We start from the raw sequence: 17290 nt of genomic DNA, 5'->3' as shown, positions 1-17290 counted from the left end.
CTTAAAGCTCCCTATCCCTAATAAACTCTTTCAATCGAGCAACATCCCTATCACTCAACTTGCCAATAATTTTGATATTGAATCCTTTATTTTCAATATCATAATACTGTATTGTATCTATCCAAGATGGTTTTTTCAATTTTGCTTTAGCCCAATCTATGATTTCTAAATACCGACTCTTAATATATTCTGACTTATTTTCGTATTGACTAGTCAGTCTATAAGTTCGAATTATTTCATTATTAAACTTGATAACAACCCCTGGACGAATTTTTGAACCTGTACCATCTGCATAATTATATCGTGAAACCAGTACAGAGTAAACTTCCATCTGACTCATTTAAAATATTCCTCATATTCAGAAAAATCTTCATTTCCAAAGAATTTTTCAATACTTCCAGGATTATCTGCACTAACTAAGATACCCTTTGATTTTAATTCTACCAATTTTTGAAATTCTTCATCAGATACAACTGAATTATTCTTAATTTCAAATGGAATACTTTGTGTCTTAACAGATTGGATAAGGAACATCTTCACAGCCGTACTCATATCCAACCCTAAAGATTGAAACAAGTCAACAGCATCCTCTTTTAGTTTATCATCTACTCTTACTACAACAGTTGACATAATATATACCTCTTTGTTACATATTGTATATATATTGTATCACATTTTGGTTTGTTATTCAAGAAAGACGACTATTTTTATTGGTTTTTCAATATCTGCTCTTTTTAAAACATAACAAAAAGAACTAGTCAAACTAATTCTCTTTGGTATATTCTAAATTTGGTCAAAATTTGGTCAAAAAAAATATTTTTTCAATAAAAATCTAATAAAAAAATAAATTGATAAACCCTTGATTTCATTAGTTATTTAACATTTAATAATCTAATCCAATCAACCCCAAAAGACTACAGGGAGGATTGGTTGATATGAGGAAAGTCTTGATTTATCAAGGCTTTTTCTTGTTTTAAAGTTGATTTGTTCTACATTTGTTCAAAAAAGAGACTGGGCAAAAAGCCCAACCTCGCTTCTCAGGGTTCGTGTCAACATCTCAGCGCAGTGGTTGATTGGCAGATTTGTTCGTGTTTTACACTCCAAATCTGACCTAATCAACTGTGCGGGGGGCGGGAAGACGAACTCTTTTTTGACCAGTCGAGTTCTTTCCCGCTCCCTCCCACTCACCTTTACCAAGCTCGTCCCTTGAGGTCAATATCTCCTTCTGGAAAATCTTTTTTGTCTTTCTTAGCCGATGCAATCATAATGGTAGCCGAAATCTGCTGTTGCTCCTTGCCTGTCAGCCGGTCAACATGAGTCTCCACACGAGTGATTCGAGAAAACCCACAAACCTCATAGTAAGGAACCACTTCTTCTCGGCAGCCCAAATAAGAAAAATCAACTGCTAAAGTTTGCGTATTTTCCTCTAACAAGCGGGTCATTATATCTCTCCCCAATCCTTTCCCACGAAATTCTGGCGCTATTAAAACTCCTCCAATTCCCGCAATAAGACACTCTTCAGCTCCTACAGAAATAGTACGAACCTGACTGCCCATATGACCCACCAAGTCCTCGCCTAGATAGGCTAACAAATGATAGTCTTGCGGCGCGTAGCCATAGGGCTGCTTCAAATTCCACTCTCCGTAGTCATCTCTATATTCTCTATCAAACAAATGTTTGATTGCTTGAACCTGCTTAGCGGTCAAATCTTCTGTTGACGAAAATAGAAAATTCAGTTTTGTCATTTCTGTAACCTTTCCCAGATAACCACCTGTCCTTGTTTGAGGGACTGCTGGACATCAATAATGCGTTGGTTGGAAGAGCCCCTAAATTGCAACATGAGGTTGCGTTTGCTTTTGTCATAGCGACCATCTACGAGAATGTCCAACTGGCTGAGCAGTTCTAATTTGTCTGGCGTTTCCAGCATCAATTCTTCCCATGTGTAGCCTGTCCAGGACCAAATATCCTTGTCTGGCAATTCCGTCCGAACTCGCTTGACGAGAGGGAGGACGGTCCCTGTATTGAGAAAGGGCTCTCCGCCCAAGAGGGTCAGACCCTGCACATAGGGCTGGGCCAGGTCTGCTAAAATGCGGTCTTCCAGCTCCTTGGTGTAGGGAATGCCGGCCTTGAAGGACCAGGTGGCAACATTGTAGCAACCGGGGCAGTGAAAGGGGCAGCCGCTGACATAGAGGGAACAGCGAACGCCTTCGCCGTCCACAAAATTAAAGGCCTTGTAGTCCATTATCCGTCCCTGACTGAGTTCCTCACTCTTCCACTCGCCCGGCTTGGGATTGTTCCAAGTCTCTTCCGTCATAGCTGCCTCCTTCACTTAGTCAATCCAGTAACGTTCTACTCCTTCGCGGGTGTCTTCTAGACTACCGCCACAAGCCACAATCGTGCGACGACTGGCTTGATTGTCTGTCGAGCAGGTCACGAGGACTTTGGAAATATTTTTACTAGCCGCCTCCTGCAAACCAAGTCGAAGTTGTTCCTTGGCATAACCCTTTCCTCGCTCGGTCGGGCGAATGGAATATCCGATGTGACCGCCTTTATTGAGCAGGAAATCGTTGAGCCGTAGGCGTAGACTGAGAAAACCAAGGGCTCGACCAGTCTGGTCAAATGACACATATTGAATGGAAGGAACAAAGCCGTCTGGTAGATTGAGACCTGCCTCATAATCTTTGTTTCTCAAAATCCATTCTTCAAAGTCGACATCTTTAGAGATAAAGCCTCCGTCCATAGCTGAGCCTGCCGCTTCAAACTCTGCTAGCATATCCAGAATCATTTCCCTATCTGCTGGTGTCGGTCGTCGTAATTCCATACTAGTCTCCATATTGTCTCTTGAAAAATTCACTGATGATGTCTATATCCAGTCCCAAGTCCTGCACAATTTCTGCCTTGTGGAAATCATCATAGTTGTCCTTACCGCTCCAAACAAAAGAATTAGTCACAATCTGATAGATCTTATCTGGCTCAACAGCTCTGCCATTGGCCAAAAGATCCTCACCACTTTGGACAATGCCCCACATCTGAGGGTGGAGGCCTGTCTTGAGGCTAGCTACTAAATCCCTACCCTTGATAGCAACCAAGAGCACGCGCTTAGAAAAGGGTAGAACCTTGACCAAGTCCGAATAGTAAATCGGTCCCGCCGACAAGGAAGCCCGAATGCCGAAGCCGTTGATGACCGCTCCATCCGCCTGCAAGCCCAACTGGACAGCCCGCTCAAAAAGAGCCTGACAGATGACAGGAGCTAGACTGGACACCCCTTGACGAATGCTGTCCCGCTCTCCGTCTAGTGCCTGCGGCAGAGTCGCTATCGGTTGGGAAAAAGCTGCGTCCCGTTCCGACTTCATCTGGTCGATAATGGCTTTGACCGCCCTATCCTCATCGGTCAGCTGCTCCACCTCAATCAAGTCATAGTTCAGGACCTCATGCCGTCCATCTGCAAAACACCGCAGAGATAGATGACCGACAAAGCGACCGTACTGACCTGCTTGACAAATACTGACACCGTCCACCTGACTAGGTTCTCTCAAAATCGTGTGGGTGTGTCCGCCCAAGATGACATTTACTTCTGGAAATTCCTTGGCCAGATTCACATCTTCATCATAGCCCAGATGACTGAGCAAAACCACATGAGCCTGTGGATCCTTGGCAAGAACCTGATTCACCATTCTTCGTAGAGCTTGTTTATGGTCTTCAAAAATCACATTCTCCGACGGTGAAGCAACCTCCTGGGTTTCCAAGGTAGTCAAACCGAGGACATACAAGGACTGCCCATTCATATCAAATTCTAGGACATCCTCCAGCGGCACCAATTCATCTGCTGCCTCCTCGTCACGGTAGCGGAGATTGGAGGACACGATTGGAAACTGGGCAAAGTCATCCAAGCGACTGAGCAGTTCATCTCCGTGATCAAACTCATGATTGCCCAAGGTCATGGCCTGGCAACCGATTCGGTTCATCAACTCGATTTCCTTGACCCCTCGGTACATATTGAAAAAGATATTGCCCGAAAAGAGATCGCCGCTGTCAAAAACAAAGGTTGGAATCCCCTTTTTCTCATTGTCAGCTCGAATATCCGCAATCAGCTGGGCTTTCTTTGGAAAATTCTCCATGTAGGAATGCATATCATTGGTATGGAGAATGCTGATATCTGTAAAGTCCATACTATTTCTTCTTATTCTTGGCTTGCTTGAGCAATTCCTGCACACGCGCCTTCTTGTCCTGCTTCACACTGGAATTCTTCTCGTGATAGCGTGTCACCAAGGCCTTGCCCTTATCGTCTAGTTGGTATTTTCCCATTGATTTTCTCCTTTGTTGAACATAGCAGAGCTATTATATTTTCCCTCTATTATAACAAACTTCCGTAGTTCCTCAAAACCACGGAAGCCCTCATGTCCATTCTTTATAAACTAGACCCATTCATGTGTTTGACACGAGAAATAATTTCCTTGTGGCGTCCGTTGACCATAGGTCTGGCCTGCGGATTTCCTAGGTAACCACAGGTCCGCTTGACAACATCAACTGTTTTGGGGTCGCTATTGCCACAGTTTGGACACTTGAAGCCACGCTCCATTGGCTCAAAATCCCCTTCAAAATCACAGGAATAGCAATGGTCAATCGGGGTATTGGTCCCCAGATAGCCTACACGGTCATAGGCATAGTCCCAAACAGCCTCCAAGGCCTTTGGATTTTGTTGCAGTACAGGGTATTCACAGTAGTGGATAAAGCCACCGCTGGCACCCGCCTCCACATAGACCTTTTCAAAATCCAATTTTTCAAAGGGAGTCGGATTTTTCCGCACATCATAGTGGAAGGAATTGGTGTAATACTGCTTGTCGGTGATGTTTTCGACCAGACCAAACTTGTCCGTATCCATGCGGCAGAAGCGGTCTGTCAGACTTTCCGATGGGGTCGAATAAACAGAGAAATGATAACCATATTCATCCGACCAATCTTCAACCAAGTTTTTCATTTTCTTGATAATATCCACCGTGAAATCTTTTGCCTCTGGATTATCCTCCCACTGACCACCGTAGAAAACAGCTGCTACTTCATAAAGTCCGATATAGCCCAACGAAATGGTCGCTCTGCGATGTTTGAAAACCTCATCCACCGCATCGGTCTTGGCCAGTCGCTTGCCAAAAGCCCCGTACTGATACAAAATCGGTGCATTGGCAGGGGTCGCCTCCTTGACCCGCTCCACACGGTAAACTAAGGCATCCTTGGCAATAGCCATGCGTTCTGCAAAGATTTCCCAGAACTTATCCATATCTCCTGCAGACTCCATGGCAATCCGTGGCAGATTGACGGTCACGACACCCAAGTTCATCCGCCCGGATGTCACATCCTGACCGTTTTCATCCTGCCAACCTTGTAAGAAGGAACGGCAACCCATTGGCACCTTGAAAGAACCTGTCAACTCGACAATCTTGTCATAAGACAGCATATCTGGGTACATCCGCTTGGTGGCACATTCCACCGCCAGCTGCTTGATGTCGTAGTTAGGCGAATCAGGCTCCAAGTTCAAGCCTCGTTTAACTGTGAAAATCAGCTTGGGAAAAATGGCTGTCCGACCTTCGCGTCCCAGACCCTTGATACGAATATTCAAAATGGCCTTTTGAATTTCCCGTTCAAACCAGGAGGTCCCCAGACCAAAACCCAGTGATGTAAAAGGCGTTTGTCCGTTGGATGTGAAGAGGGTGTTAATCTCATACTCCAAGGACTGCATGGCATCGTAGATATCCTTTTGCGTCTTGGCACGGGCGTAGTCTTCCTGCTTGTCTGGCAAGACCCAGTCTTTCGCTTCCTTCAAATGCTTCTGATAATTAAGTTCAGCATAAGGAGCCAACACCTCATCAATCCGATCTGCTGAGCAGCCCCCGTACTGACTAGAGGATACATTGGCAATGATCTGCGAAATTTGTGCCGTAGCCGTCTGAATCGATTTGGGACTTTCCACATCCGCATTCCCAATCTTAAATCCCTGAGCCAACATCCCCTTAAAATCAATCAAACAACAGTTAGTCATGGGAGTATAAGGGCTGTAATCCAAGTCGTGATAATGGATGTCCCCCTTTTGATGGGCATTGGCCACATGAGCTGGCAAGAGTTTGAGACCGATAGACTTTCCGACAATACCTGCTGTCAGGTCCCGTTGAGTATTGAAAACATCCGCATCCTTGTTGGCATTTTCGTTGACCAAGGCCTGATCCTTGCTCAATAGCTTGTGGATTTCAAAGTTAATATCCGTCGCCTGATGACGTCGAAAATCCCGCTGGGTCCGGTATTGGATATACCGCTCTGCCAGCTCATACAAATGAGCCTTGAGCAACTCCTGCTCCACAATAGTCTGGATTTCATAAATCTGAATATCGCCTGTAAAACGGCGGCCAATCTCTTGCAAGCTTGCCTCCAAAACCAGTCGCAGACCAGCCTCTGACACAGGGTGTTCCAATTCCTGATTGGCCCGCGAAAGAGCAGAAAAAATCTTTTGCTCGTCAAAAGACACCATTCGACCGTCCCGTTTCAAGACGACTAAATTCAGTTTTTCTACATCATTTTCTCGCTTCTTCATCTGACTGGCCTCCATTTTTTCACTGCTACTAGTGTAACATTTCACAAATTAAAAATCAATATCTTGTGTCAAAAAATATAAAAATAGAAAATTTGCACTAAATATAGACTTCGTTTCTGAAAAAAAATGAAAACAAGAGCCTAATCTGACTCTTGTTTTCTGGTCCATAAAAAGTACAAATTGATGGCACATGCCACTAAAATCACAGCAGGCCAAAGCAAGTTGATGACAGGAATTCTGCCAACATTCATCGCAAGAAAGAGGATATTCCACACCACTCCCAAGCTATAGACAATTGTCAAAATAATTTTCATAAAACACTCCAACAAAATGATAGTGCTATTATACTACAAACGACCGTTGATGTCCTTGATTTGCCGTTCCATTTTCCGATAGTTTAGGAAAAATAGCAGAGCGTATACCAAGACAAAGATGAGCCAGAAAAAGAGAAGGGCCCCAAGTTTCACGGGAAACCAGCCAGCCAAAATGCCCAGCGGTGTAAAGCCTAAAGCTGTGATGCAAAAATGCGTTGCCGTCATTCGCAAAAGGCTCCAGTCCTGTTCAAAAATCTTGTCTGCCAGCTGGAACAAGAGACCGATTGCTGCCCAAATGACTACACAAATCAGCATGACGGTTACTTGATTAAAGTTGCTCAGGTAGTAAGCCCCCATGGTTGAAAAGGGATTTAGAGGGAGGTAGGTTCCCTGTCCGAAGACGGCTGATGTGATAATGGAGATAATAGTTCCGATTGCAATGCCTAAACTGGCTGATAAGATGTATTTTTTCATAGTCCTAACCTTTCTTTGATAGTTTTTAGATAGCGACGGGATGAGTAGGTAACCGAGCCATTCTTCATGACCAGCTTGACCAGACCGTTGGCGGTCAGCTTGAGGTGGTCCAATTGCTTGATGTGAATAATTTCCGACTGGGAGATTTGTAAAAAGTTTGCCGGCAAGTCCTCCTTAACCTGATATAAACGCAGGTTGGAAGTATAGGTAGTTTCTACTGTTTCCACCTGTAAAACCTTACCTTCCAAGTAGAGTCTGACAATCTCATCATGCTCCACAAGATAAACCTGTTCCCCTTTTTTGACAGTAAGACTGGATCTCTGCTTATCCAAGTTTTGAATATAGGTCATCAAGTGACTAACCTGCTCAGACATAGCCTGTGCTTCAATAGTCACCAAATCTTCCAAAATTTCTGGTGAAATAGCTAGTTTTACTTTCATATTCTCTCCTTTCTCTTTCTGACCCTATTAAACACCATTTCTTTACAGGTTTCAAGGGCTTTTGGCTATGTGGTCGTTTTCCAGCACTAAACGGCAAAAAAGCCAGAACAGCTGTTCTGACCTTCATTGTATAGTCTTTTAGTTTGCTTTATTTCCAACCTCTAACTGTCTGGGGAACAGTTAGAGGTTGGAAATAAAGCGAACAAAGTTCGCATCAACAGCCGTAGACATAACTGGAGTACGGCAAAGTGAGTTAACGAAGTAATAAAGCAAACTAAATGACTATATTATAATTTCTTCTTCAGTTCTGCCACAGCCATCATAACTTCCATAGGGGTCATATTGTAGATGTCCAGTTTTTCTAATTCTTCGAGGACTGGGTGAGAAGGTGTGTCTGCGAAGAGGTCGATTTGACCAGACGGTTCTGCCACCACTGATGGAGCTGGTTTTGCTGGTGCAGTAGGGGCTTGGTTTTCAAGCGTCTGCAAAATCCTATCCGCCCGCTCTAGTAACTCCTCTGGCATTCCCGCAATCTTAGCCACATGAATTCCGTAGGACTTGTCGGCTGGGCCTTGGGCAATCTTGTGGAGGAAGGTCACTTGGCCGTCCTCCTCCCAGGTCGATACATGGACATTTTCAAGGCCTGACAGGGTCTGGCTGAGCTCGGTCAACTCGTGGTAGTGGGTAGCAAAGAGGGTTTTGGCACCAATCTTGTCGTGAATGTACTCGATGATAGACTGGGCCAGAGCCATGCCGTCGTAAGTGGCTGTTCCCCGACCCAGCTCATCAAAGAGAATTAGGGACTGGTCTGTTGCCAAGCGGACTGCCTTGTTGGCCTCCATCATCTCTACCATAAAGGTCGATTGACCGCTGACTAGGTCATCTGCTGCACCAATACGGGTGAAAATAGCATCAAAGACTGGTAGGGTCGCCTGGTCTGCTGGTACATAGGAACCCATCTGTGCCAGAATGACGATGACTGCCAGCTGACGCATATAGGTCGATTTACCACTCATGTTAGGCCCTGTAATCAGCTGCATGGTGGTAGCCTGGTCCAGCTGAATAGAGTTGGGAATATAGGTCTGCTTGCCCATGACCTTCTCCACCACAGCGTGACGACCACGCTCAATATCCAACAGCTTATCCGCATTGAACTGTGGGCAGACCCAGTGCTGCTGCTCCGCCACAACCGCAAAAGCCTGCAAGACATCAATGGTTGCAATGGTCCGAGCCAACTTCTGCAAGCGACTGATGTATTTTTCAACCTCTTGGCGAATCCGCATGAAAATCTCGTACTCTAGGTTAGACGACTTATCACGGGCTTCCAACATCTGCCCTTCGATTTTAGCCAACTCCTCCGTCCCAAACCGCTCCGAATTCTTCAAGGTTGCCTTGCGGAAGAAGTGACTTGGTACATTGGCCAGATTGGAATTGGTCACATGGAAGTAGTAACCGTCTTTTTTGTTGTAATCAATCTTGAGATTATTGATACCAGACGCTTCACGCTCCTTGGCCTCAATCTCCGCAATCCAGCCCGCACCCTCACGCATGACCAGACGGTACTGGTCCAAGGTTTCATCAAAGCCCGTGCGGATGATGTTTCCGTCTGTAATAGCTCCTTGGGCTTCTGGGTCAATAGCAGAGCTGATAAGGGCATGTAGTTCTGGGATTGGATCCAGACCTGCCACCAAGCTAGTCAAGGCAGACTGATCCATTTGTAGCAAGATATTCTTGATAGCAGGGACATTTCCAAGGGTCTGAGAAAGTTGTAGGAGATCCTTGGGCAAGGTCTTGCCAAAGGATACCCGACTGGACAAGCGTTCGATGTCATAGACACCTTTCAAGGCTTCTACCAAATCACTCCGCTCAAAGAAGTAATCCAGAAAAACCTGCACAACAGCCTGCCGGCTTTCAATCCGCTTGAGATCAATCAGTGGTCTGTCAATCCAAACCCGCAAGAGCCGCATGCCCATAGCTGTCTTAGTTTCATCCAACAACCAGTACAAGCTACCGTGCTTCTTGCCTGTCCGACCGTTTTCAAGCAAGTCTAGACTGGACTTGGTTGCATAGTCCATTTGCAGATAGTCCTTGATTTCATAGTGGACCACCTTTTGCAAGTGGCTCAAGTCCCGCATCTGTGTCCGATGTAGGTAGCTAAGAAGTTTGCCCGCCGCAGCCTTTTCCAAGTCTGTCAAGGAATTGTCAATCAGCTGGACATCTTCCGTCACCTCATCCTCAAAAGAGAGCAGGAGGTTCATCTGGTTTGAAAAGACCTGCTTTTCTTCCTCCGACAGAGCATAGCCGATGACCAATTCCCGCGCCCTCAAGTTACGAATTTCACCGCAAAGACTAGTAAAATCGTCCAAACTAGTCACAAAAAACTGACCTGTTGACACATCCATATAAGAAAGTGCGAACTGCACACCCTGACGGTCAATAGTGACCAGGTAGTTGCTATCGGCTCCCATTTTGGTAGAATCCATGACCGTACCAGGTGTGATGACCTGCACTACTTCCCGTTTGACCACGCCGACTGCCTGCTTGGGATCCTCCATCTGCTCAGCAATGGCCACCTTGTGCCCCAGTTCAACAAGCGTATCAATGTACTGCTGGGCTGCATGATAGGGAACACCTGCCATAGGAATGGGATTTTCCGCATTTTTATTCCGACTGGTCAAGGATAGTTCTAAAATCTGTGCAGCCTCTACTGCATCCTCGTAAAACAATTCATAAAAGTCACCCATGCGAAAGAGCAAAAAAGCATCTGGATAGTTTGCTTTGATATCCAGATACTGCTGCATGCCTGGAGAAATTTTCTCTACTGCCATTCTTCCTCTCAATTCTACTCCAAATAATGATTGATCTCAGCTTCGACCTGCTGGGCTGCCTCTTCATCACGACAGATAACCAACAGCGTATCTGCACCAGCCAAGGTTCCCAAAATAGACGATGGCTTCTCTGCATCAATAATATTAGCCATCAAGGCCGCTTCACCCAAGTCAGAATGAAGAACCAAAATAAAACTCGCTCGCTCAACCTTATAAGCATATTGGGCCAATAATTCAACGAAATTCACTCCCTCTTCTTCAATCGCTAAAGAATAGAAGGAACGACCATTCTCATGAATTTTGATGACACCCAATTCACGCAAATCACGAGACAAGGTTGTCTGAGTTACAATAATCCCCTGACTCTCAAGCCTTTTCTGAATATCCGTTTGGCGTCCAATCTTCTCTTGATGAATCATGTTTTTTATCAATTCATGTCGCCCTGCTTTATTCATCATCTTACCTCAGAATGTATATTTATAAAAATATTATAACACTTTTCACCGCTATTGACCTAGAAATGTGATAAAATAGAATCAATAACGTTGGAGGAAATCCTATATGAATCAAAAACAAGTGATTGCAGAAAGACTAGCCGCCATCCTTCCGAGTTTGGAAGTAGAAGCTATCTACAATCTGCTAGAAAAACCGAAATCATCAGAAATGGGTGACATCGCCTTCCCTGCCTTCTCACTTGCCAAAGTAGAACGAAAGGCTCCACAGGCTATCGCCGCAGACATCGTTGAAAAACTAGACACTACTGGCTTTGAAAAGGTTGTAGCTACCGGTCCTTACGTCAACTTCTTCTTGGACAAGGCTGCTATCTCCCACCAAGTCTTGACAGATGTTATTACTGAAAAAGACCAATACGGTAAACTCAACATCGGTCAAGGACGCAATGTAACCATCGACATGTCTAGCCCAAACATTGCCAAACCATTCTCAGTTGGACATTTGCGTTCAACCGTTATCGGCGATGCCCTTGCCAACATCCACGAAAAACTAGGCTACAAGCCAATCCGTATCAACCACTTGGGTGACTGGGGCAAACAATTTGGTATGTTGATTGTTGCCTACAAACTCTGGGGTGACAAGGCTGCGGTCGAAGCTGACCCAATCTCAGAACTTCTTAAACTCTATGTCCGTATCAATGCTGAGGCAGAAGAAAAACCTGAGTTGGACGACGAAGCACGCCAATGGTTCAAAAAATTGGAAGACGGCGACCCAGAAGCGCATGAATTGTGGCAATGGTTCCGTGATGAGAGCTTGGTCGAATTCAACCGCATTTACGACAAACTTGATGTAACATTCGACAGCTATAACGGTGAGGCCTTCTACAACGATAAGATGGACGAAGGTATCCAAATCTTAGAAGAAAAAGGACTTCTTCAAGAATCTAAAGGTGCGAGAATCGTTGACCTTGAAAGCTACAATCTTCCACCAGCCCTCATCATGAAGACAGATGGCGCTACCCTCTACATCACACGTGACATGGCAACAGCTATGTACCGCAAACGTACTTACGACTTCGTGAAAAGCATCTATGTCGTTGGTCAGGAGCAAATCAACCACTTCAAACAACTCAAGGCTGTCTTGAAAGAAATGGATTTCGACTGGAGCGACGATATGACCCATATCACCTTCGGTCTGGTTACCAAGGACAAGAAAAAACTCTCTACTCGTAAAGGAAATATCATCCTACTCGAGCCAACTCTTGACGAAGCTATTTCACGCGCCCTTACTCAAATTGAAGCTAAAAACCCTGACCTTGAAAACAAGGAAGAAGTGGCACACGCAGTTGGTGTCGGCGCTGTGAAGTTCTACGACCTCAAGACCGACCGTGACAACGGCTACGACTTCGACTTGGAAGCTATGGTTTCCTTCGAGGGTGAAACAGGTCCTTATGTACAATACGCATACGCCCGCATCCAGTCTATCCTACGCAAGGCAAACTTTGTACCAAACGCAGAAAATGACTACAAGCTAGCTGACGCAGAAAGCTGGGACATCATCAAGCACATCCAAAACTTCTCAAACCTTGTTGAACGTGCCGGTGATAAATTTGACCCATCACTTATCGCCAAATACGCTATCAACCTAGCTCAAGCCTTCAACAAGTACTACGCACACACGCGTATCTTGGATGAAAACCCAGAGCGTGACAGCCGCTTGGCACTTGCCTACGCAACTGGTGTCGTCCTAAAAGAAGCCCTTCGCCTCCTCGGCGTAAAAGCTCCAGAGAAAATGTAATACTAAACTATCCTCAATCCTACTGGTTGAGGATTTTTTATCATCAGCGACAAAAAAATTCTCAAAATTTATCAGACAAGTGCGAATAGAGGTAGCGAGGGGGAATAACCCCCTACAAAAAAATCATCAAAGGAGTCTGAATGACACAAACACCACTTACAGCAAATCAACCACGCTTTTCTATCCGCACTTATTCTCTCGGTGCCGCTTCTGTCCTACTAGCCCACGCCTGCCTGACTGCTGGACCAGTAGCTAGTGCAAATACGACAACTAGTCCATCTACAAGCCCAACTATAGCCCAAACAACAAGTAGCACTACTGAACAAAAAAACAATCAAGTTAGTCAATCTAGTACAAACCAAACAAACACTACACCATCTACTAAATCCAATACAGAACAAATATCGCAAGAAAAAAACGTTACGGGTACAGCAACATCAGCAATTAAGCCCATTCAAACAACCACTCCATCAACTAGTCCAGCTAGTCAAACGCGTTCTCAACAAACAGCACCTTCCTCACAGCAAGGTCAAAGTCAGACTAGACAAACAAGTACCAACCAAAGTCAAACTAATACTTCATCAACAAGTAGCCCTGCCATTTCCCAAAAATCAAACACCCAAACACAAACCAACACCACCAGAACTCGACTGACTACCCAAACTCGTACTGCCAGCACACGTTCCAGCTCCACCAGTGCCTTGGGGGATGATTATCCTTATACAGCGGTTGACGCTATTGACCCCTGGAGGCTCTACACCCGTCAATGTACTTCTTTTGTAGCCTTTCGCCTCAGTAAAGTCAACGGTTTTGAAATCCCACCAGCTTACGGTAATGCGGATGTCTGGGGATACCGAGCGCAGCGTGAAGGTTACCGCGTGGATATGAACCCTGCCGTGGGAGCAGTAGCTTGGTGGACCTCACCTATGCACGTTGCCTGGGTATCTAGCATCCAAGGTGACATGGTCGAAATTGAAGAATACAACTACGGTACTCGATACACCTACGGTCGTCGAATGATTCATAAAAACTCTGTCAGTGGCTACATTCACTTCAAGGATCTAGCTAGCTCCCCTGTCAGTCAAACTAGCACTGCACCTACTCAGGCAGCTGGCTTAGCAAACAGCGGTGTCTATACCTTCACCCAACAAGCGCCAATTAAAAATGAAGCCAAACAATCTAGCACAACCTTGGATTACTATTATGCCGGTGAGAGCGTACGTTACGACCGGGTTCTAACAGCTGATGGCTACCAGTGGATTAGCTACCTCAGCTATAGTGGTCAAAGACGCTACATTCCTATCAAACAAGTAGAAGTAAGTCCTGCACCACAGCAAGCAACTCAAACAAATAAAAACCTTCCAGCCTCCGGTACCTACACCTTCTCTAGCAAAGCCATTGTCCGCAATCGCCCTAGCCAGTCCGCAAGTGAAATCACCTACTACGGTGCTGGTTCTTCTGTCCGCTATGACCGGGTTGTCACAGCCGAAGGCCGTCAATGGATTAGCTATGTCAGCTTTTCTGGAGCCCGTCGCTACATTGCCATTCCATAAAAACAAAGAAACTGCAGGGTCACTATGCACCATGCAGTTTTTTGGATGATTAAATATCGGTAGAATTGATAGCTGTACTTGGCTGTTCCTTTGGCTTACGCAGATGGAAGAAAATGGTCACACCAAAGTAAATGGCAAATAAGACAATATTGATAATGTAAGCCCCTAGCATACCTGCTGCTGTCACATCACGCATTGTTGCATCTGAGTAGAGTTGCGCAATCCCCTTACCTGCTAGGTAGCTATAGGTATTCAGCAGTAAGGTTGAAAATAGATAGCCAATGTAGAGATAGGAAGCCAGCTCATTTTTCTTCATGAATAGGAAGACAATGACCGCAATCAATAGACCAAACAGGATTAGGGCTGCAATCTTTTGAATGATACCCGTCTGGAAATTGGCTGTTTCGCGCGAAACAAGAATTAACTCTTCCACATCAACCCCAACAGCTCCCTGCATGTATGTGCGAAGTTGCTCCTCGTTAAATGTCGAAACAAAGGCACTGAACAGCCTTAAAATACTGGCAATACTGGACAGTATCACAAAAATATATAAATGAATCGGTCTTTTCATATAGTACCTCCTAATTTTAGTCTTATTCTACTCCAAAAAACATGCTTTGTCAATGTGATTTTGTGAACAAGTTGAAATATATATATTAAAATGCTATAATAAAGAAAAGTAGCACGGAGGAAAACTCATGAAGAAATTGCCTACCTATATCGGAGTGATTATTTTTGTAGTTACGCTACTGATTAACTGGTTATTGCCAAGTCTTGCTAAAGTGCTGAATACATTTTTCTTTTGGACTATCATAGCCTGCCTCTGCTACACTATCTACTACTGGATTAGCTACTGGCTCTACGTCCGTAAGCAGAAGAAATAAGAAGAATCTCCTCTAAGCCTGACCTAGAGGAGATTCTTCTTATTTAGAGGCAAGATTTTGGAAAAAGTTGAAAAAACCAATCAATAATGGTGACTATCTAATCTTCAATCTCTATACTCTTTGCCAGTCTTTACAAAGAACACCAGCCTAGGCTGATGTTTCTGTCTTTTCTTGTTCTTTCGCTTTGACAATGGCATTCTCACGGCGGTAGGTCACTGTCAAATCAAGCAATTCCGCCTCAATGGCAGGGGTGAGCTGGTCGGCAGTCATCCTCCAAGTCCAGTTACCACCAAGTGTGTTTGGCAGGTTCATACGAGCTGACCCATCCAAGCCGAGCAAGTCCTGCATGGTAGCCACAGCCATAAAGGCTGGAGAACCGAAAAGCAGGCGGAACAGAGCATGGCTAACCCCTTCATCCTCACGACGATTGCTGTACTTGTCTAAGAATTCCTTACCCTCGTCAGACAGTTCGCTCTCATACCAACCCAGAATAGTATCATTATCATGGGTGCCAGTATAGGCTACGACATTGTTGCGGTGGTTGTGCGGCATTTCAATGCTGTCACCCTCAGGGTCGAAGGCAAACTGCAAGACTTTCATGCCTGGGAACCCAGTCCTTTCACGCAATTGAATAACCTTATCTGTCACAGTTCCCAAATCTTCCGCAATAATATTCAAATCGCCCAAGTGGTACTTGATGGTTTCAAAGAGTTCGAAACCTGGCGCTTCCACGCGGTAGCCATTGACCGCTGTTTCCTCCCCTGCTGGAATTTCCCAGAAAGAAGCAAAGCCGATAAAGTGGTCAATTCGAACCATGTCATAAATCTTAAAGGATTCACGCAAACGAGCCACCCACCAAGTAAAGCCATCCTGCTTCATAGCTTCCCAGTCATAAATTGGATTGCCCCAGAGCTGACCAATTTCTGAAAAGGCATCTGGTGGACAGCCGGCAACCACACTTGGCTTGCCTTCTTCGTCTGTCTTGAAGAAGTGTGGATTGGCCCACATATCCGCAGAATCAGCCGCGATATAAATCGGCATATCCCCAACAAACTCAACACCTTTGGCATTGGCGTAAGCCTTCAATGCATACCACTGACTGAAGAACAAATACTGGGTGATGCGGTGGTAATCCATCTGCTCCGCTAAGAGCTGACGGTAATACTCTAATGTATCATGATAGCGCAGGCGAGCTCCTTGATCCTCCCAATCAATCCAGGGCTTATTGTCAAAATGCTCTTTGATAGCCATGTACTCTGCAAAAGTGTGCAACCAAAAACCATTTTCCTCAGCAAAAGACCAGTAATCCGCCGGTACCCCCTCTGCCTTTATCGCCCTCACAGCCTTTTCCAAGACAGGACGTCGACCGTAAAAGACCTTGGCATAATCCACTTCTGTATCCTTGTCGCCAAAGTCAATTCCTGCTACATCTTCCTCGGTCAACCAGCCCTTTTCAATCAGAAAATCAAAGTCGATAAAGTGAGTATTGCCCGCAAAGGCAGAGAAAGACTGGTAAGGCGAGTCACCATAACTAGTCGTTCCTAAAGGCAAAATCTGCCAGTAGCGTTGCTTGGTTCTTTCTAAAAAATCAACAAAGTCATAGGCAGCCTGTCCCATAGAACCAATGCCGTATTTTCCAGGTAAAGATGAAATGTGCATAAGCACTCCACTTTGGCGTTCTTTCATAAAATCTTCCCCATATCTTTCTAATTAATCATAAATAGGATGCAAACGATTGCTTTTTATCATTATATAATGAAAACGGTAACAAATCAAGTTTTTTTCAAAATTAAATCAGACAATTTCAGCAATTTTACAGGTTTCTTCATTATATATCAAAAATTCTTTTATACAGTTTATATTGATCTAAAAATTTTTCCCGTGTTGTAAAATGAAGTGCAACAAAAAAGACATGTTCGTCTGATATACTAGAATTCCCCAACTCAGTATAGAAAGCAGATGAACAT

Annotated in this window: 18 protein-coding genes; 3 read left to right on the top strand and 15 right to left on the bottom strand. The window is 44.8% G+C overall.

The genetic code is table 11. The features are described 5' to 3' along the window. Position 1: 1 nt before the first annotated feature. The 13 genes from RFK25_RS05760 to argR form a co-directional block, all read right to left on the bottom strand. Positions 2–340, bottom strand: coding sequence for a hypothetical protein (locus RFK25_RS05760; RefSeq protein WP_104931109.1), 339 nt, complete (start codon positions 338–340; stop codon positions 2–4). After that, positions 337–630: a type II toxin-antitoxin system RelB/DinJ family antitoxin gene (locus tag RFK25_RS05755; RefSeq protein ID WP_053864634.1), complete on the bottom strand. Its 294-nt coding sequence runs from the start codon at positions 628–630 to the stop codon at positions 337–339. The genes RFK25_RS05760 and RFK25_RS05755 overlap by 4 nt, the downstream gene beginning before the upstream one ends. A gap of 560 nt (positions 631–1190) precedes the next feature. Next, the gene (locus tag RFK25_RS05750; RefSeq protein ID WP_332412195.1) at positions 1191–1745 is read right to left on the bottom strand and encodes a GNAT family N-acetyltransferase; all 555 of its coding nucleotides are present in this window, start codon (positions 1743–1745) and stop codon (positions 1191–1193) included. Further along, a complete protein-coding gene (gene nrdG / locus RFK25_RS05745; protein ID WP_332412193.1) occupies positions 1742–2314 on the bottom strand; it encodes an anaerobic ribonucleoside-triphosphate reductase activating protein in 573 nt (190 codons plus the stop codon). Before nrdG ends, RFK25_RS05750 begins: the two co-directional genes overlap by 4 nt. 15 nt (positions 2315–2329) lie before the next feature. Beyond that, positions 2330–2821, bottom strand: coding sequence for a GNAT family N-acetyltransferase (locus RFK25_RS05740; RefSeq protein ID WP_332412192.1), 492 nt, complete (start codon positions 2819–2821; stop codon positions 2330–2332). Between the two features lies 1 nt (position 2822). After that, the gene (locus RFK25_RS05735) at positions 2823–4169 is read right to left on the bottom strand and encodes a bifunctional metallophosphatase/5'-nucleotidase (protein WP_332412190.1); all 1347 of its coding nucleotides are present in this window, start codon (positions 4167–4169) and stop codon (positions 2823–2825) included. Between the two features lies 1 nt (position 4170). Further along, positions 4171–4305, bottom strand: a complete 135-nt coding sequence (locus RFK25_RS05730; RefSeq protein WP_332412189.1) for a hypothetical protein — start codon at positions 4303–4305, stop codon at positions 4171–4173. A 103-nt stretch (positions 4306–4408) separates the two neighbouring features. After that, positions 4409–6580 (bottom strand): anaerobic ribonucleoside-triphosphate reductase, encoded by a 2172-nt coding sequence (gene nrdD / locus RFK25_RS05725; RefSeq protein ID WP_332412188.1) that lies wholly within the window; start codon positions 6578–6580, stop codon positions 4409–4411. Positions 6581–6720: 140 nt separating this feature from the next. After that, complete coding sequence (locus RFK25_RS05720; RefSeq protein WP_332412186.1) at positions 6721–6894, bottom strand: hypothetical protein; 174 nt, start codon at positions 6892–6894, stop codon at positions 6721–6723. 33 nt (positions 6895–6927) lie between these two features. After that, complete coding sequence (locus tag RFK25_RS05715; protein ID WP_332412185.1) at positions 6928–7368, bottom strand: DUF3021 domain-containing protein; 441 nt, start codon at positions 7366–7368, stop codon at positions 6928–6930. Continuing rightward, complete coding sequence (locus tag RFK25_RS05710) at positions 7365–7808, bottom strand: LytTR family DNA-binding domain-containing protein (RefSeq protein WP_332412183.1); 444 nt, start codon at positions 7806–7808, stop codon at positions 7365–7367. Before RFK25_RS05710 ends, RFK25_RS05715 begins: the two co-directional genes overlap by 4 nt. Before the next feature lie 287 nt (positions 7809–8095). Further along, positions 8096–10636, bottom strand: coding sequence for a DNA mismatch repair protein MutS (mutS, locus tag RFK25_RS05705; RefSeq protein WP_332412181.1), 2541 nt, complete (start codon positions 10634–10636; stop codon positions 8096–8098). Between the two features lie 14 nt (positions 10637–10650). Next, complete coding sequence (argR, locus tag RFK25_RS05700) at positions 10651–11091, bottom strand: arginine repressor (protein WP_105125098.1); 441 nt, start codon at positions 11089–11091, stop codon at positions 10651–10653. Between the two features lie 106 nt (positions 11092–11197). Here argR and argS point away from each other — a divergent pair, with 106 nt between their 5' ends. Both argS and RFK25_RS05690 read left to right on the top strand, forming a co-directional pair. After that, positions 11198–12886, top strand: a complete 1689-nt coding sequence (gene argS / locus RFK25_RS05695) for an arginine--tRNA ligase (RefSeq protein WP_332412178.1) — start codon at positions 11198–11200, stop codon at positions 12884–12886. A 140-nt stretch (positions 12887–13026) separates the two neighbouring features. Next, entirely contained in the window at positions 13027–14439 is a 1413-nt protein-coding gene (locus RFK25_RS05690) for an SH3 domain-containing protein (protein WP_332412175.1), read from the top strand. A 49-nt stretch (positions 14440–14488) separates the two neighbouring features. On the opposite strand, the gene RFK25_RS05685 is transcribed toward RFK25_RS05690, so the two are convergent. Continuing rightward, positions 14489–15010, bottom strand: coding sequence for an ABC transporter permease (locus RFK25_RS05685; protein WP_332412174.1), 522 nt, complete (start codon positions 15008–15010; stop codon positions 14489–14491). 127 nt (positions 15011–15137) lie between these two features. Between RFK25_RS05685 and RFK25_RS05680 the strand changes: the two genes are divergently transcribed. Next, positions 15138–15323 carry a hypothetical protein gene (locus tag RFK25_RS05680; RefSeq protein WP_332412172.1) on the top strand — a complete coding sequence of 62 codons (186 nt, stop codon included), beginning with the start codon at positions 15138–15140 and terminating at the stop codon, positions 15321–15323. Positions 15324–15470: 147 nt separating this feature from the next. On the opposite strand, the gene malQ is transcribed toward RFK25_RS05680, so the two are convergent. Further along, positions 15471–17009 carry a 4-alpha-glucanotransferase gene (gene malQ / locus RFK25_RS05675; RefSeq protein ID WP_332412169.1) on the bottom strand — a complete coding sequence of 513 codons (1539 nt, stop codon included), beginning with the start codon at positions 17007–17009 and terminating at the stop codon, positions 15471–15473. Between the last annotated feature and the right edge of the window lie 281 nt (positions 17010–17290).

Origin of the sequence: Streptococcus sp. SS-4456 (genome assembly GCF_036680365.1) — a bacterium.
GTDB lineage: Bacteria > Bacillota > Bacilli > Lactobacillales > Streptococcaceae > Streptococcus.
This window is presented reverse-complemented; position numbering and strand designations above follow the sequence as displayed.

Bases quoted from the DNA above. Each gene is read 5' to 3' on its own strand.
- RFK25_RS05760 (WP_104931109.1), bottom strand. From the start codon at position 340: ATGAGTCAGATGGAAGTTTACTCTGTACTGGTTTCACGATATAATTAT.
- RFK25_RS05755 (WP_053864634.1), bottom strand. From the start codon at position 630: ATGTCAACTGTTGTAGTAAGAGTAGATGATAAACTAAAAGAGGATGCT.
- RFK25_RS05750 (WP_332412195.1), bottom strand. From the start codon at position 1,745: ATGACAAAACTGAATTTTCTATTTTCGTCAACAGAAGATTTGACCGCT.
- nrdG (WP_332412193.1), bottom strand. From the start codon at position 2,314: ATGACGGAAGAGACTTGGAACAATCCCAAGCCGGGCGAGTGGAAGAGT.
- RFK25_RS05740 (WP_332412192.1), bottom strand. From the start codon at position 2,821: ATGGAATTACGACGACCGACACCAGCAGATAGGGAAATGATTCTGGAT.
- RFK25_RS05735 (WP_332412190.1), bottom strand. From the start codon at position 4,169: ATGGACTTTACAGATATCAGCATTCTCCATACCAATGATATGCATTCC.
- RFK25_RS05730 (WP_332412189.1), bottom strand. From the start codon at position 4,305: ATGGGAAAATACCAACTAGACGATAAGGGCAAGGCCTTGGTGACACGC.
- nrdD (WP_332412188.1), bottom strand. From the start codon at position 6,580: ATGAAGAAGCGAGAAAATGATGTAGAAAAACTGAATTTAGTCGTCTTG.
- RFK25_RS05720 (WP_332412186.1), bottom strand. From the start codon at position 6,894: ATGAAAATTATTTTGACAATTGTCTATAGCTTGGGAGTGGTGTGGAAT.
- RFK25_RS05715 (WP_332412185.1), bottom strand. From the start codon at position 7,368: ATGAAAAAATACATCTTATCAGCCAGTTTAGGCATTGCAATCGGAACT.
- RFK25_RS05710 (WP_332412183.1), bottom strand. From the start codon at position 7,808: ATGAAAGTAAAACTAGCTATTTCACCAGAAATTTTGGAAGATTTGGTG.
- mutS (WP_332412181.1), bottom strand. From the start codon at position 10,636: ATGGCAGTAGAGAAAATTTCTCCAGGCATGCAGCAGTATCTGGATATC.
- argR (WP_105125098.1), bottom strand. From the start codon at position 11,091: ATGAATAAAGCAGGGCGACATGAATTGATAAAAAACATGATTCATCAA.
- argS (WP_332412178.1), top strand. From the start codon at position 11,198: ATGAATCAAAAACAAGTGATTGCAGAAAGACTAGCCGCCATCCTTCCG.
- RFK25_RS05690 (WP_332412175.1), top strand. From the start codon at position 13,027: ATGACACAAACACCACTTACAGCAAATCAACCACGCTTTTCTATCCGC.
- RFK25_RS05685 (WP_332412174.1), bottom strand. From the start codon at position 15,010: ATGAAAAGACCGATTCATTTATATATTTTTGTGATACTGTCCAGTATT.
- RFK25_RS05680 (WP_332412172.1), top strand. From the start codon at position 15,138: ATGAAGAAATTGCCTACCTATATCGGAGTGATTATTTTTGTAGTTACG.
- malQ (WP_332412169.1), bottom strand. From the start codon at position 17,009: ATGAAAGAACGCCAAAGTGGAGTGCTTATGCACATTTCATCTTTACCT.